Source organism: Mucilaginibacter sp. GW821-FHT07H05, assembly GCF_059418485.1.
Map to the genome: position 1 here is coordinate 40,667 of NZ_JBWKPY010000003.1, position 15,255 is coordinate 55,921.

The following is a 15,255-nucleotide window of genomic DNA, read 5'->3' on the forward strand; positions in this document are numbered from 1 at the left end:
CCGGACATTGCCCGGGCTTTCTTATAGCTAATTTCAATTACTTCTTCCAAACACTATTATTCCTGTTCAGATCAGGTAATTGGTGATCAGGGTCCAATTCTACGCTCTTAATATCCGAAGAGGCGGTATATTTAAACGTCCATACGCCGCCGCCACGCTGCCAGATGTTAACCGGCAGGTGTACTATTTCGGTTTTACCGTTAGTCTGCACAATTTTCAAATCGACCGGCATGGCCATTTTATCCTTGTTAACCAGTGTGATCCGGAAAACATTTTCAGGATCTTTTTTATTGTGTTCAACCGAGCGGATAGACTGATCTAAACTCCAGGTGGTGAAGAACCATTCTTTAAAAAACCAGTTCAGGTCCTCGCCGGATGCATCATTCATAGCGCGGAAGAAATCGTAGGGGGTAGGGTGCTTCATGGCCCAGTTTTTAATATACTGGTGAAATGCGTAATCAAAAATATCATGCCCTAATACTACATTACGCAGGATATCCAACCCTAAGGATGTTTTTACATAATACATGCCGTAATCCGCATCAATGCCCATCGCTTCCGATGGTGTCATCAACGGGTCTTTCATCGCCGCCATTGGGCGGGTTAAGCCCATTGCCGGGCGTGCAGTGCTATCGTTATACTCGCCATGATTAAAGTATTTGGTAGAGTACTGGTTAATAAAGGTATTAAAACCCTCATCCTGCCACATGTATTTACGCTCGTTAGATCCTACGATCATGGGGAACCAGTTGTGGCCTATCTCGTGCGTAACATCGCCCCACAGGCCGCCATTTTTTAAGTTATCCAGGCAAAATATAATACCTGGATACTCCATACCCAAAGCAACGCCGGCTACGTTAACTGCCGAATTCCATGGATATTCATAATACAAACGGGAGTAGATCTCCATGCTGCCTTTCAGGTATTCGGTTGAGCGGCCCCACGAATTGTTGCCCGAACTTTCAACCGGGTAAGCCGACATGGCGATACCCTTGCGGCCTGATGGGAAATTCACCCTTGCGCCATCCCATATAAACGCCTTAGAGGCCGCCCATGATACATCGCGCGTGTTCAGCATTTTAAAGTGCCATGTTAACGCATTTTTAGCTAAATGGGCTGATGCCAGTCCAACTTCCTCCGGCTTGATAATGCTCACCGTTTTATCACTGGTACGCATCTGTGCTATGCGGGCTTGCTGGGTTGCGGTTAATACTTCGGCCGGGTTCTGCAAGTCGCCCGAGCCAACCACGGTCATATTACCCGGCGCGGTGATGTAGTAATCAAAATCGCCATATTCGCAGTAAAACTCGCCTAAACCCATGTAGGGCAGCGTATTCCAGCCTTCCACATCGTCGTAAACGCACATGCGCGGGTACCATTGGGCAATTTCATAAACCATGCCCTGTTTAAACTGCTTGCGGCCCATACGGTCGGCGCCATAATGGGGGATCGAGAAATCGTAATTTACTTTAACCTGTATCTTATCGCCTTTGGCGCCAAGCGGCGCTTTTAAGCGCACCAGCATACGGGCATCGCTGATAACGGGCTTAACCGTATAGCTTTGTCCTTTATAGATAATAGTTACCGAACCAATGTGGTAGCCACCGCGGTTAAATCCCTTCACATCAAACCTGTCGCCACTGATAGGTGTGGTTGCCGCTCCGCGCGAATCGGGCCTAAACAGGTTCTGATCCAGCTGCAGCCAAAGGTAGTCCAGGTTATCGGGACTGTTGTTGGTATAGCTGATACTTACCTGCCCGCTAATGGTGGTGTCTTTAGCTAATTCGTTTAGGGTAACGTGGATATTGTAATCGGCACGGTTTTGCCAGTATTTGGGGCCGGGCTTGCCGCTGGCCGAACGTACCTCCGAACCGGTAATAGGCCAGGTAATCGGGCTAAAAAGTTCAAGGTGATCGTATTTAATAGAGTCGGTTGTGGTTTGAGCCTGTATATTTGTTGCAGATAACAACAAACAACAAGCACCAATTAAAGTGTTTAGTTGATAGAAACGCATGTCAGTTAATTTTGCTGGGCAAGTTAATGAATAAATATTATCATTTTAATAACCCCTGCGCTTTGCTAATTGTTTAATTATCATACAAAACATTTCTTATACTCCTTTTTTTATTAATAGCTAAATTTCGTATATGAACCGCCTCGCAAATTCTTCTTCGCCATATTTACTACAACATGCCAATAACCCGGTCGACTGGTATCCCTGGGGCGCCGAAGCCCTGCAAAGGGCAAAGGACGAGAACAAACTGATATTGGTCAGCATTGGTTACTCGGCTTGCCACTGGTGCCATGTAATGGAGCATGAAAGCTTTGAAGATGCCAGCGTAGCCGCCGTAATGAACGAATATTTTGTTTGTATTAAGGTAGACAGAGAGGAACGCCCCGATGTTGACCAGATCTATATGAGCGCGGTGCAACTGATGACCGGTCGAGGCGGCTGGCCTTTAAACTGTATCTGCCTGCCTGACCAGCGGCCGATTTATGGCGGTACGTATTTCCGTAAAAACGACTGGACAAGCCTGCTGTTTAACCTGGCAGATTTTTATAAAACCAAACCCGATGAAGCCGCTGAGTATGCCGATAAACTGACCGCCGGCATTAAACAATATGAATCGGTAACGTTTGTAAAAGAGCAGGCAGCCTATAATAAACTCGATTTGGAGAAAATCGTGGGTAACTGGACCCGGTATTTTGATCAGGAAGAGGGCGGTATGGGCGATTCACCAAAATTCCCGCTCCCCAACAACTGGCAATTTTTAATGCGATATGCCTATTTAATGCAGGATGAGTCTATTGCAAACACCGTAAAGCTTACGCTTAAAAAAATGGCTTACGGTGGTATATACGATCATATAGGCGGTGGGTTTGCACGCTACTCGGTAGACAAACGCTGGCACATTCCGCACTTTGAAAAGATGCTGTATGATAACGCGCAATTAGTAAGCATTTATTCCGAAGCCTATACCTGGCAGCCGGATAAATTGTATCAAAACGTGGTTGACGAAACCATTACCTTTGTACAGCGCGAGCTCATGTCGCCCGATTATGGCTTTTACTCGGCTTTAGATGCCGATAGTGAAGGGGTAGAGGGAAAGTTTTACAGCTTTACCAGGGCCGAAGTAGAGGAGGTTTTAGGCGATGATGCGCAACTGTTCTGCATTTATTATAATGTAGTTGACGAGGGTAACTGGGAGGAGGAGCACACTAATGTTTTCTTCCGTTGGGATGATGATGCATCACTTGCAGCCCAGATTGGTATCAGTGTGGATGAATTGCGCTCGGTCATCCACAAATCAAAAGCTAAGATCTTAGCCGAAAGGGCCAAACGCATCCGCCCGGGGTTAGACAATAAAATACTGGCATCGTGGAACGGATTGATGTTGAAAGGATTATGCGAGGCTTACAGGTCTTTTGATAAACCGGGATATTTAGAACTGGCATTGAAGAACGCGGCATTCATCACACAAAACCTGATTACTCCCAATGGCAAGCTTAACAGGATCTTTAAGTCTGCGCCTCCGGTCGAGGCAATTGCTTTTTTAGATGACTATGCCAATGTGATTGATGCTTTCATTGCACTTTACGAAGTTACCTTCGATGTGGACTGGCTAAACCATGCGAAAAAGCTGACCAATATTACCATCGAACATTATTATGATCCGGCTAACGGGATCTTTTTTTATACCGGCGATGATGATGAACAATTGATCGCTCGTAAATCAGAAATTATGGACGGGGTGATCCCCTCATCTAATTCGGTTATGGCGCGTAATTTAAAAAAACTGGGTTTATTGTTTGATGATGAGGGGTATACCGAAATATCCGCGCAATTGCTGCGCAACATATTCCCGATGATAGCCAGGTACGGTTCATCATATTCTAATTGGGCTACCTTATTGCAGGAAGAGGTATTTGGTGTGAATGAGATTGCTATAACCGGTGCCAATGCATCACTACTGCGTAAAGAATTGGCGCAAAAGTATATTCCCAATAAAATAATGTTGGGCGGTATTACAGAAAACTTACCTTTGCTGCAAGGCAGGGTAGGTACGCAAACACGTATCTATATCTGTAAGGATAAAACTTGCGGGCTACCGGTTGATAATGTGGAAGATGCCTTAAAACAAATCGGCATATAAATTAGTATATCATAAAAAACGAAGTATAAAATAATGAAGATTGAACCACAACACGTAGTGTCATTAACCTACGATCTGTATGTTAATAATGCCGAAGGTAACGAGGAACTGGTAGAAAGTGCCACGCTTGAACAGCCGCTTACCTTTTTATTTGGCGCCGGGCAAATGCTGCCAAAATTTGAAGAAAACCTGGATACCCTTTCAACAGGCGATGCTTACGATTTTAAATTAACCGCCGCCGACGCTTATGGCGAATACAATGAAGAAGCTGTAGCTAACCTGCCAAAAGAAATGTTTCAGGGACAAGACCTGCCCGAAATTGGCAGCGTATTACCTTTGCAGGATAACCAGGGCAACCATTTTCAGGGCCAGGTAGTATCTATAGCCGAAGACGCGGTTTTAGTTGACCTAAACCATCCGATGGCCGGCCAGGCACTGCATTTTAAAGGCAATATTGTAAATGTACGCCCCGCAACCCCCGAAGAATTATCGCATGGCCATGCACACGGGCCGGATGGTCATCACCATCATTAATAAAATAAGGTGACCGGTGTGTGTTAGGTTTAACCACAGCGTTCGCAGAGATTTTTACAGAGACACAGAGCGTTAATTAGCCCTGTGTTTTTTGTGCCCGGCCCCCGTCGTTTGTGCCCTACACAAACAACCTTAGGAAGATAGTTCCCTCCCACTGGGAGGAGTGCGGCTGACTGTGTGGTGGCAGGGAGGAGTTTCTTACGTTTGATGAAACGGGGCTACTGTGTATGCACAAATCGTAACGCGATTCATACCCCGTCAGGGGTTCAAGGTTTGTAGTAGCGATAAATGCCCCCTTATCAGCTCCCCGTAGGGGCGCAAGGTTTTATTTCGGGCATTTAACAAACCTTAAACCCCTGACGGGGTTGTTAATACACTTGTTTCATAGCTACAAACCTTGAACCCCTGACGGGGTATACAAATAAGAAAAGATGTATACACACAGTAGCCCGGTGGGAAGGAATCGCACAATCCGCGCTTTCACTCATCTTCAAAACACATGTGGCCTGGGCACAAACAAAAGACAACCTTATTTTAATTCTCCTGTTTTAAACCTACCTTAGTTCCAATATCTGCATGCAAATAATGAACTACAAAAAACCACTGATCTTAATACTCGGCACACTATTTATCAGTATAAATACATTTGCCCAAACCATTAAAGTAGCGGTGGCCGCCAATCTGCAATCGGTGATCAAAGTATTGGGTAATGATTTTAAAAAGCGGACAGGTATCACTATCCAGCCTATTGTAGGCTCATCTGGCAAACTGGTTGCGCAGATCAGCAATGGGGCGCCTTACGATGTATTTCTGTCGGCCGATATGGAGTTTCCTCAAAAACTGGCAAAAGATGGTTTTGTGGAAGGGCAACCCGCAGTTTACGCTTTAGGCAGCCTGATTATCTGCACCACACAAAACGTTAATTTGAAAAACTGGACACAATATATCTTATCCGATAAGGTTGAAAAAATAGCTATTGCCAATTCCGCCATTGCGCCCTACGGGCGCGCTGCCGAAGAAAGCCTGGCCAAACTAAACCTGCTGGACAAAGTAAAACCAAAGCTGGTTTACGGCGAAAGCATATCGCAGGTAAATACTTATATTACAACTGGCGTGGCTTCAGTTGGCTTTACTACGCAATCTTTAGTGATGGATCCGGCTAATACTACCAAGCTATACTGGCAAGCCATCGATCGTAAAACTTATGCGCCGATAGAGCAGGGGATGGTGGTGTTAAAGCAATCGGCTAATATGGCCGATGCTAAAAAATTCTATGCTTATATGAGCACCACATCCGCCAAGAATATCCTGAAAAAATATGGTTATATCATACCTTAAACATTAATGGACTGGTCGCCAATCTGGTTATCTGTAAAACTGGCAACAATTACTACGTTGCTTTTATTGCTGATCGGTTTGCCCTTAGCCTACTGGTTAAGCAGGGGCCGGTCGGTGCTAAGGGTGATACTGGAGGCATTGATTACCATGCCATTGGTACTGCCGCCATCGGTATTAGGTTTTTATTTACTGATAGCCTTTAGTCCGCAGCATGGGATAGGCCATTGGCTGCGCGATACCTTTAATGTACAGTTTGTTTTTTCGTTCCCGGGATTGATTTTAGCCTCGGTGATTTATAGTTTGCCGTTTATGATTGGGCCTATTAAATCGGCCTTGCAGCAGTTACCGGCTTCGCTGGCACAGGCATCATACACACTCGGTAAATCCGAAAGGGAAACTTTTACACATGTTTTACTGCCTAATATCAAATCATCCGTATTAACTGCCATGGTGATGACGTTTGCCCATACCCTTGGCGAGTTTGGCGTGGTGCTGATGATTGGCGGTAATATCCCGGGCGTAACTAAAGTAGCGTCTATCGCTATTTACGATTCGGTTGAAAGTATGGATTACCGCACCGCCAATAATTACTCGTTGCTGCTATTCGCGTTCACCTTTATTATGGTAACGGCTGTATTTATTTTTAACCGCCATAAAGCCAAAAGTCCGCTGGAATGATAGTTATCGATATCCATAAAAAGCTAAGGGCAGGGCATGGGCAAACTAATTTGCAGGTGAAATTACAGGCAGATAAAGGCAGTATTACGGTTATCCACGGTCCATCAGGTGCAGGGAAAACCACCCTGTTAAAGATCATTGCAGGATTAACTACGCCCGAACAGGGACAGGTAATGGTTGACGGACAACTTTGGCTGGATACCGCGACGGGCATTAGTTTAACACCCCAAAAACGCAAAGCCGGCTTTGTGTTTCAAAACTACGCTTTGTTTCCAAATATGACCGTTCGGCAGCATTTAGCGTATGCTACCAATGATATTCCCTGGATAAATCGGCTACTGAAACTGGGTGGATTAGATGGCTTAGCCGATCGCAAGCCTGACTATCTTTCCGGCGGGCAACAGCAACGTTTGGCTATATTAAGGGCCATGGCCAATAAACCGGCCGTACTGTTGATGGATGAACCCTTTTCGGCACTGGATCAAAAAACAAAGGCCGGACTTATTGCCGGCCTGAAAAGCTTATGGGATGAGTTGCAAACCACGGTAATTATGGTAAGCCATTACCCGCAGGAATTGGCGGAGATAGCTACGCGGGAATTATATATCGAAAGCTAATTACTTCTGCTTCGGCTTTTTGTTCTCCTCCACGTAACCGTAAAACGATATCGGGTCGCGGTTGGTATTGCTTACGTTCAGTGTGCCGTAGCCACTAAGCGATACGGTTAAGGTCATTTGTCTAACATCCTTGGTGTCGGTTGGTTTGATAACGATCTGATACCCGAATTTTTTTGGCGTACTTACATAACTAAACTTGGTCGATGTAAATTTCATACCATCCTCGTTAGGGTTCATGGGCGCAACAAAGGCACGGCCAAAATACGGCAGGTAAGATATAATACTATCCTGAACCACCCGTACATCATACTCCGAAGTTAAGTTGATAGTGCCGCCCCGCATCGGACTTACAGATTGCGCCGTGAAGGTGAAGTTTTTACTTTCCAGTATTTTCTTCATCTCGGCCTCCTTAGCTGCATTTTTATCCTTCCTGGTATTTTGTGCCTGGCCCATAAAAGCGGTGGTTATTACCATAATCAACGCTAATAATGTTTTAGTTAATATTTTCATGATGATGATCTGTTTTTATTGTATGATGGATATGATCCCGGTTTTCCATAAACAGAAAACAAATATTTTCAGATATATATGATCTAATTTACCTGTAAAAGTTTAAACAAACAAAAAGCCACCCGGTTTACACAGGTGGCTTTTTGAAAGCCCTCCCTTTAGGGAGGGTTGGGGAGGGCTCTTATATCATACTTACACTACGGTTCACAAACTCGGTCAGTTCGGCACCGGTTAATAAACCTTGCGATAACAAGGCCAAATCAAATGCCTGCTTAGCCAGTCTGCTTTGCTCTGTAGCGTCTTCGGTTTGCAATATGCGGGTAATTAGCTTGTGATTACCGTTAACCACTACCTTGTAATTATCGGGCATGTTTCCGTAAAAACCCATACCGCCGCCCATGGCCGCCATATCTTTCATGCGGCGCATAAACTCGTCCATGGTTACGGTTACAGGCAGTTCTTCGGGGTTCAGGCTTTCTAATTCTACTTTAAAGGCAGGTTTGTTAATAGCGCTGTCGAAAATGGTTTTCACCTGTCCGCTTTGTTCTTCAGTCAGGATATGTGCCGGGGCATCGTCTTTTTTGATCAGTTTATCGGCTACATCGGCATCCACGCGTTTCAGCGATGTTTTTTCTAATTTCTGCTCCAGGTGACTGATAAAATGGTTATCAATCGGCGAGTTCATCAGCAATACATCATAACCCTTTTTATTAGCCGATTGGATAAAGGCATCCTGCTTGGCCGGGTCGTTAGTGTAAATGTAAACCAGCTGACCGTCTTTATCGGTTTGCTCTGCCGTTACCTTCTCTTTATACTCGTTAAGGGTATAGTTCTTTTTATCTTCGGTGCTGGTCAGCAAAACAAAATCTTTGGCCTTATCATAAAATTTATCTTCGCTGATAATGCCATATTTTACAAACAGGCCGATATCGCTCCATTTTTCTTCGTAGCCGGTGCGGTCGGTTTTAAATAAATCAGCCAGCTTGTCAGCTACTTTTTTGGTGATATAGCTGTTGATCTTCTTCACATTGCTATCGGCCTGCAGGAAACTGCGCGATACGTTCAACGGGATATCCGGCGAATCGATCACCCCATGCAGTAACATCAGGAATTCAGGAACGATATCTTTTACTTCATCGGTGATAAATACCTGGCGCGAGAACAGCTTGATCTTGTTTTTGGTTATCTCAAAATCGTTCTTCACCTTAGGGAAGTACAATACGCCGGTCAGGTTAAACGGATAATCCACATTCAGGTGGATCCAGAACAGCGGATCTTCCGAGAAAGGGTATAGTTCTCTATAAAAGTTCAGGTAATCCTCGTCCTTTAATTCCGAAGGCTGTTTTGTCCAGATAGGGTTAGTGGTATTGATGATGTTATCCACCTCAACCGCTTTGGTTTTTGGTTTACCTTCCTCATCCTCGCCATCGGGCTCCTGCTCGGTAGTGGTGCCAAACTTAATAGGCACAGGCAAAAACTTAGCATACTTATCCAGGATGCCCTGCAGCTTGTATTTATCCAGAAACTCTTCGCTTTCGGCATTAATATGCAGGATAATATCGGTACCGCGTGTAGTACGGGTGCCTTCGCCAATCTCAAATTCGGTACTGCCATCGCAGGTCCAGTAAGCCGGCTCGGCGCCCTCCTGGTACGACAGTGTTTGGATCTCTACCTGGTCGGCAACCATAAAGGCCGAGTAAAAACCTAAACCAAAGCGGCCGATGATCTCGTTTGCATCTTTGGCTTCCTTAAATTTCTCCATAAACTCGGTAGCGCCCGAGAAGGCGATCTGGTTGATGTACTTCTTGATCTCGTCGGCCGTCATGCCCAAACCGTTGTCGGATATGGTGATGGTTTTGGCATCCTTGTCAAAAGCAACCTCCACCTGCAGGGTGCCTAGCTCGCCGTTGTACTGGCCTAATGAAGCCAGGCGCTTTACCTTTTGGGTAGCGTCTACAGCGTTTGATACCAGTTCGCGCAGAAAGATCTCGTTATCAGAATACAGGAATTTTTTAATGATAGGGAAGATGTTTTCGGTGTGGATCGAAATGGTGCCTTTTTCTTGCATAGTATTAATGTTTTATTTGGGTTGTACAATTTATACAGGCGGTATATCAATGCCCGTTCCAAAGGGTGGTGGGTTGTCAAATTGGCAGATGGGAGTTGTCGAAAGCTTCTAAAATTAAAATTAGCATTTTATATAGTGTTATTATGACTACGACAGGATTTTAATATATTTGGTATCAAACTAAATATATCACAAAACTTCCATTTTTATAATTAGGAATTTAAACTTATTATGGAACAATCTCCAGATAAACTAAGATGCGGTATTATTATGCCGATTTCTAAAACAGAAAATTATCCTGAAACACACTGGGAAGATGTTAGATCCATGCTTGAAGAAATTATTACGGATACAGGGTTTAAACCAAACCTTGTTAGCGATTCAAACGATGTTGGTGTTATTCATGCTCGAATTGTTCAAAATATTTTTAGTAATCCAATAATTATATGTGACGTGAGTTCTAAAAATCCCAACGTTATGTTTGAGTTGGGATTAAGATTAGCGTTTGATAAACCAACAATATTAATTAAAGATGACATAACTCCATTCATTTTTGATATTGGTAATATTGAGCATTTGACATATCCCCAAAATTTGTTTTATGGTTCGGTGCTAAAGGATTTTAAAATTAAATTAAAGGAAAAAATGCTTGCATCTCAACGTGTTATTAATGATTTTAATTACTCCCCTTTTCTAAAGAACTTTTTAGGTAATTCATATAATCAATATGAATCGCAAATTATGTCTTTGGAAAAGGAAAAACGAGGAATCGAACAAAAAATTGATGAGTTGGAAAACAAATTAGAAATTGAAAGAAAGCATTTCTCGGTAGCAACACAAAACTTTGAGTCAGTAACAATACAGCAACGGAGTATTATTGTTAATCGTTTTACCGATCTCTTTATCGCTCGAAATATAGAAAGTGAAATAGTTCAATCTAACTATAGAATGTATAAAGAATTAACATCTAATTTCATTGAATATTTTTTATATAATCCCGAAAACATAAACTTCGATTTATTGGATTCAAAAGCAATATCCAAAAAATATCAGGATTATCTTAAAAATAAAAAAATAATACTTTATTCAGAACACAGTTTAGAAACATATTATCGAATTTGTGATGAAATCGTCTATAGTGGCATTCCAGCATTAGGGCCTTCAAAGGTCAATGAAATTACATCTTAAAATATAAGTTGACCCTTGGATATTTAAAACTAATTATTTAGTTTTAAATCGTGAAAAACGCACTATACCTTTTAGCCATTGCAGGTTTATTCTTTGTAAGCTGTAACCAGGGCCAACAGGCCACCACTAAGATAAATATGAGCAACTTCAAACCCGGTAAGCATTGCTATGCAGCCATATTTGAAGGGGATAGCGCCAGCTTAAGCTTTGATGTGGCAACAAACGGCAAGATCAGTGGGGATTTAGCTATTAATTATCATCATACCGACACGGTAATAGCCTCGCGCCAACCGACCACAGGTAACTTTACGGGTGAATTTAGAGGGGATACCCTATTTGCAGATTATCATTTTATAAGCGGTACAAATGGTAAAGAACAGTATATCAATCCAATTGCATTATTGCATAAAAGCGATACCCTGATTATGGGTAAAGGGAGGATCTATAGCTATCTGGGCCGGACGTATTTTGATGACAAAACGCCGATTGAGTTTTATAAAAGCAAATTTCGATTTGTGCCGGTTAATTGCGGAAAATAAGCAAAGCCCCACGCAATGACGGTGGGTTTTCATATACTCTCCAAATACAATTCTTCCACCTTTTTCCTTGCCCAATCCGTCTTCCGTAAAAATTTAAGGCTCGATTTAATGCTGGGGTCGCTCAAAAAACAATTGATGCGGATACGGTAACCCAGTTCGGCCCAGCCATATTTTTCTACCAGGTGGGTGAGTATGGCTTCCAGTGTTTTGCCGTGGAGCGGGTTATTGGCTTGTTGTTCGGGCATGGGGCAAATTTACGTAATTGATTGTAACAGGTTACCAAAAACCGCGCGTAATTCTCTTTCGGTTGTTTCGTCGGTGATATTACCATCTTTATCCATCTTTGCACGGATAAATGGAATGAGCAAGGTGCCGCCCTCAATTATTTTAGCCGATAAGGCGCCAAGCGTGGTCAGCAACGATGCGTGCGCGTAGCTTCCCGATGATGAGGCGGTAATAACTGCCACCGGCTTATCTACAAAATTGCCGGTAGCCACTGTCCAGTCGAGCAGGTTTTTTAAAGAACCGGGCAGGCCGAAGGCGTATTCTGGCGTGCAGATGATCACGGCATCGGCTTTATCAAGCTGCTGGTGCAACTTAATCACAAGTTGGGGGAAAGGTTCATCCTCCCCAGGCGGACTAAAATGAGGCAATGCGCCCAGATCATGATAAATAGTATAATTAATATATCCGGGTACCCAGGCACCTATTAGCTTTAAGATTTGAGTATTGGATGAACCCTTACGCAGGCTGCCTGAAATAGCTAATATGGTTTGAGGTTGCATTGTAGCGTTTGGTGTATGTTTTTAGCAAAACTATAAATTCAATACCTGACTTTAATGCTTCTTTCCCTGCTATTATCATTTTTTAGCTCATGAAATTCGGGCAATTTCCACATCTGCTTAACTTTTCCACAATCCCGTTAATCCATCGCTAATCCATTAACTTTACGGGTTAAATAAAAGGAGCACGCTTGGCCAAGACCGATACCAAAGAAACGCCGTTAATGCAGCAGTATAACCAGATAAAGGTGAAGTACCCCGGTGCTTTGCTGCTGTTCCGCGTTGGCGATTTTTACGAGACTTTTGGCGAGGATGCCGTTAAAGCATCCGGCATTTTGGGCATTGTGCTCACCCGCCGGGCTAACGGATCGGCAACATATATTGAGTTAGCCGGTTTCCCGCACCATTCGCTGGAAACCTATCTGCCTAAACTGGTAAGGGCAGGGCAAAGGGTAGCCATCTGCGATCAGCTGGAAGACCCTAAAACCACCAAAACTATTGTTAAGCGCGGCGTTACCGAACTGGTTACGCCAGGGGTAGCTATCAGCGATAATATCCTGCAGCAAAAAAGTAACAACTACCTGGCTTCGCTGCATTTCGAAAAGAATACCATTGGCATAGCCCTGATAGATATCTCTACCGGTGAATTCCTGACTGCCCAGGGCAATAGCGATTATATCGACAAACTGCTGCAGGGCTTTAACCCCAGCGAGATTATTTATCCTAAAAGCCGCCATAAGGATTTTAAGGAGTTGTACGGCGACCGCTTTTATACCTACATGCTGGACGATTGGCCTTATAGCGGCGATTATGCCCAGGAAACCCTGCTAAAGCATTTCGAGGTAAAATCGTTAAAAGGTTTTGGTATTGATAAGCTGAATTTGGGCATTGTAGCCGCCGGTGTGGCACTGCATTACCTGAACGAGACCGAACACCGCAACCTGCAGCATATCTCGTCTATCAGCCGCTTAGAGGAAGACCGCCATCTGTGGCTCGACCGTTTTAGCATCCGTAACCTGGAACTGATCGGCTCGCACAACGAGAACGCCATGACTTTGGTGGATGTGCTTGACCATACCTGCTCGCCCATGGGGGCAAGGATGCTGCGCCGGTGGATTGTAATGCCATTGAAGGAGATTAAACCGATAAACGACCGTTTAGGTGTGGTGGAATATTTGATAGCCAATGATGATCTGCGCGAGGAATTACAGCAATATATCCGCCAGATAGGGGATTTGGAAAGGCTTATCAGTAAAATAGGCCTGCAACGCGCCAACCCACGCGAAGTTTGCCAGTTGAAAAAAGCCCTGAAAGCCATTGAGCAGATCAAGACTATTGCCGAAGGGACCGAAAGCGCGCCACTAAAATCTATCGGCAGCCAGCTAAACCCATGCAGCTTTATCAGCGACAGGATAGAACGCGAACTGAATCCCGAGCCGCCGGTAATGCTGGTAAAGGGAAGTGTAATTGCCGATGGCATTAGCGAAGAGTTAGACCGCCTGCGTAAGATTGCCTTTGGTGGTAAGGGTTATTTGCTGGAAATTCAAAAGCGCGAGGCGGAATCGACCGGTATCCCATCGCTTAAAGTGGCTTTCAATAATGTTTTTGGTTATTATCTGGAAGTAACGCATAGTCACAGGGATAAAGTACCTGCCGAATGGATCCGCAAGCAAACGCTGGTAAATGCCGAGCGTTACATCACACCCGAACTGAAGGAATACGAAGACCAGATATTGGGTGCTGAAGAAAAGATCCTGGCGCTGGAAACTAAGCTGTATAATGATCTGCTTTACTCGCTGGCCGAATATATTAAGCCGATACAGTTAAACGCCAACCTGATAGCCCGGCTGGATGTGCTGCTTAACTTCGCGCATATCGCTATTAAAAACTATTACGTTAAGCCACAGATAAACGAAAGCCGCATCATTGATATCAAGGGCGGCCGCCACCCGGTAATCGAGAAGAATTTGCCTTTGGGCGAAAGCTATATTACCAACGATGTTTTCCTTGATTCTGACAGTCAGCAGATTATCATTATTACCGGCCCCAACATGGCGGGTAAATCGGCCCTGTTAAGACAAACAGGTTTGATTGTGCTGATGGCGCAGATGGGCTGCTTTGTGCCTGCTAAAGAAGCCGCGATAGGCCTGGTAGACAAGATCTTCACCAGGGTAGGGGCATCTGACAATTTATCGTCGGGCGAATCAACCTTTATGGTGGAGATGAACGAGACGGCCAGCATCCTGAATAATTTATCCGACAGGAGCCTGATCTTGCTGGATGAGATTGGTCGCGGTACTTCTACTTACGACGGCATCTCCATTGCCTGGGCCATTGCCGAATACCTGCACAATCATCCGAACTATAAAGCCAAAACGCTGTTTGCCACCCATTATCACGAGTTAAACGAGCTAAGTAATACTTTCCCGCGGATTAAAAATTTTAATGTAACGGTAAAAGAGGTTGGCCACCAGATCATTTTCCTGCGTAAGCTGGTGCCCGGTGGCAGCGAGCACAGTTTTGGTATCCACGTGGCCAAGTTAGCCGGTATGCCAGGCAAGGTATTAAGTCGCGCAAACGAGATCCTAAAAAAGCTGGAGAACGAGCGTACCGGCGGCGAGAGCATTAAAGAAAGCATGAAAAAGGTGCAGAAGCAGGCCCTGCAACTACAAATGTTCTCGATAGATGACCCCATATTGGTGAAGATCCGCGATACGCTGAATAACCTCGATGTAAACACCCTGACCCCAGTAGAAGCCATGATGAAGCTGGACGAGATACAGCGGATGATAAAGAGTTAACCCCCCAGCCCCCTAAAGGGGGAGTTTCTGTCTTCGCAGGGTCTCT

Annotated in this window: 13 protein-coding genes; 8 read left to right on the forward strand and 5 right to left on the reverse strand. The window is 44.3% G+C overall.

Annotation, left to right across the window (positions count from 1 at the left end; translation table 11 throughout):
• Nucleotides 1-37: 37 nt before the first annotated feature.
• Nucleotides 38-2,014: a M1 family metallopeptidase gene (locus tag AC07M6_RS08010; RefSeq protein ID WP_494888481.1), complete on the reverse strand. Its 1,977-nt coding sequence runs from the start codon at nt 2,012-2,014 to the stop codon at nt 38-40.
• Nucleotides 2,015-2,147: 133 nt separating this feature from the next.
• Here AC07M6_RS08010 and AC07M6_RS08015 point away from each other — a divergent pair, with 133 nt between their 5' ends.
• From AC07M6_RS08015 to AC07M6_RS08035, 5 genes are all read left to right on the forward strand, one after another.
• Nucleotides 2,148-4,154 (forward strand): thioredoxin domain-containing protein, encoded by a 2,007-nt coding sequence (locus AC07M6_RS08015; RefSeq protein ID WP_494888482.1) that lies wholly within the window; start codon nt 2,148-2,150, stop codon nt 4,152-4,154.
• 33 nt (nt 4,155-4,187) lie between these two features.
• Nucleotides 4,188-4,688, forward strand: coding sequence for an FKBP-type peptidyl-prolyl cis-trans isomerase (locus tag AC07M6_RS08020; RefSeq protein ID WP_494888483.1), 501 nt, complete (start codon nt 4,188-4,190; stop codon nt 4,686-4,688).
• A gap of 585 nt (nt 4,689-5,273) precedes the next feature.
• A complete protein-coding gene (gene modA, locus AC07M6_RS08025; RefSeq protein ID WP_494888484.1) occupies nt 5,274-6,026 on the forward strand; it encodes a molybdate ABC transporter substrate-binding protein in 753 nt (250 codons plus the stop codon).
• Nucleotides 6,027-6,032: 6 nt separating this feature from the next.
• Nucleotides 6,033-6,704, forward strand: a complete 672-nt coding sequence (modB, locus tag AC07M6_RS08030) for a molybdate ABC transporter permease subunit (RefSeq protein ID WP_494888485.1) — start codon at nt 6,033-6,035, stop codon at nt 6,702-6,704.
• Nucleotides 6,701-7,321 (forward strand): ATP-binding cassette domain-containing protein, encoded by a 621-nt coding sequence (locus AC07M6_RS08035; protein ID WP_494888486.1) that lies wholly within the window; start codon nt 6,701-6,703, stop codon nt 7,319-7,321. Before modB ends, AC07M6_RS08035 begins: the two co-directional genes overlap by 4 nt.
• Here the strand turns inward: AC07M6_RS08035 and AC07M6_RS08040 are convergent, their stop codons facing one another.
• Both AC07M6_RS08040 and htpG read right to left on the reverse strand, forming a co-directional pair.
• A complete protein-coding gene (locus AC07M6_RS08040; RefSeq protein WP_494888487.1) occupies nt 7,322-7,831 on the reverse strand; it encodes a DUF4251 domain-containing protein in 510 nt (169 codons plus the stop codon). It lies immediately after the preceding gene.
• Nucleotides 7,832-8,012: 181 nt separating this feature from the next.
• The gene (gene htpG / locus AC07M6_RS08045; RefSeq protein WP_494888488.1) at nt 8,013-9,899 is read right to left on the reverse strand and encodes a molecular chaperone HtpG; all 1,887 of its coding nucleotides are present in this window, start codon (nt 9,897-9,899) and stop codon (nt 8,013-8,015) included.
• Nucleotides 9,900-10,130: 231 nt separating this feature from the next.
• On the opposite strand from htpG, the gene AC07M6_RS08050 reads away from it, so the two are divergent.
• Nucleotides 10,131-11,087, forward strand: coding sequence for a hypothetical protein (locus tag AC07M6_RS08050; RefSeq protein WP_494888489.1), 957 nt, complete (start codon nt 10,131-10,133; stop codon nt 11,085-11,087).
• Nucleotides 11,088-11,137: 50 nt separating this feature from the next.
• The gene (locus AC07M6_RS08055) at nt 11,138-11,626 is read left to right on the forward strand and encodes a hypothetical protein (RefSeq protein WP_494888490.1); all 489 of its coding nucleotides are present in this window, start codon (nt 11,138-11,140) and stop codon (nt 11,624-11,626) included.
• A 29-nt stretch (nt 11,627-11,655) separates the two neighbouring features.
• On the opposite strand, the gene AC07M6_RS08060 is transcribed toward AC07M6_RS08055, so the two are convergent.
• Together AC07M6_RS08060 and AC07M6_RS08065 are read right to left on the reverse strand one after the other, a co-directional pair.
• Nucleotides 11,656-11,871, reverse strand: a complete 216-nt coding sequence (locus AC07M6_RS08060; protein WP_494888491.1) for a VF530 family protein — start codon at nt 11,869-11,871, stop codon at nt 11,656-11,658.
• 9 nt (nt 11,872-11,880) lie between these two features.
• On the reverse strand, nt 11,881-12,411 hold the full coding sequence (locus AC07M6_RS08065; RefSeq protein WP_494888492.1) for an NADPH-dependent FMN reductase: 531 nt from the start codon (nt 12,409-12,411) through the stop codon (nt 11,881-11,883).
• Nucleotides 12,412-12,599: 188 nt separating this feature from the next.
• Between AC07M6_RS08065 and mutS the strand changes: the two genes are divergently transcribed.
• Nucleotides 12,600-15,209 (forward strand): DNA mismatch repair protein MutS, encoded by a 2,610-nt coding sequence (gene mutS / locus AC07M6_RS08070; protein ID WP_494888493.1) that lies wholly within the window; start codon nt 12,600-12,602, stop codon nt 15,207-15,209.
• Nucleotides 15,210-15,255 lie beyond the last annotated feature (46 nt).

Bases quoted from the DNA above. Each gene is read 5' to 3' on its own strand.
- htpG (WP_494888488.1), bottom strand. From the start codon at position 9,899: ATGCAAGAAAAAGGCACCATTTCGATCCACACCGAAAACATCTTCCCT.
- AC07M6_RS08010 (WP_494888481.1), bottom strand. From the start codon at position 2,014: ATGCGTTTCTATCAACTAAACACTTTAATTGGTGCTTGTTGTTTGTTG.
- AC07M6_RS08050 (WP_494888489.1), top strand. From the start codon at position 10,131: ATGGAACAATCTCCAGATAAACTAAGATGCGGTATTATTATGCCGATT.
- AC07M6_RS08065 (WP_494888492.1), bottom strand. From the start codon at position 12,411: ATGCAACCTCAAACCATATTAGCTATTTCAGGCAGCCTGCGTAAGGGT.
- AC07M6_RS08060 (WP_494888491.1), bottom strand. From the start codon at position 11,871: ATGCCCGAACAACAAGCCAATAACCCGCTCCACGGCAAAACACTGGAA.
- AC07M6_RS08035 (WP_494888486.1), top strand. From the start codon at position 6,701: ATGATAGTTATCGATATCCATAAAAAGCTAAGGGCAGGGCATGGGCAA.
- modA (WP_494888484.1), top strand. From the start codon at position 5,274: ATGAACTACAAAAAACCACTGATCTTAATACTCGGCACACTATTTATC.
- AC07M6_RS08040 (WP_494888487.1), bottom strand. From the start codon at position 7,831: ATGAAAATATTAACTAAAACATTATTAGCGTTGATTATGGTAATAACC.
- AC07M6_RS08015 (WP_494888482.1), top strand. From the start codon at position 2,148: ATGAACCGCCTCGCAAATTCTTCTTCGCCATATTTACTACAACATGCC.
- AC07M6_RS08020 (WP_494888483.1), top strand. From the start codon at position 4,188: ATGAAGATTGAACCACAACACGTAGTGTCATTAACCTACGATCTGTAT.
- modB (WP_494888485.1), top strand. From the start codon at position 6,033: ATGGACTGGTCGCCAATCTGGTTATCTGTAAAACTGGCAACAATTACT.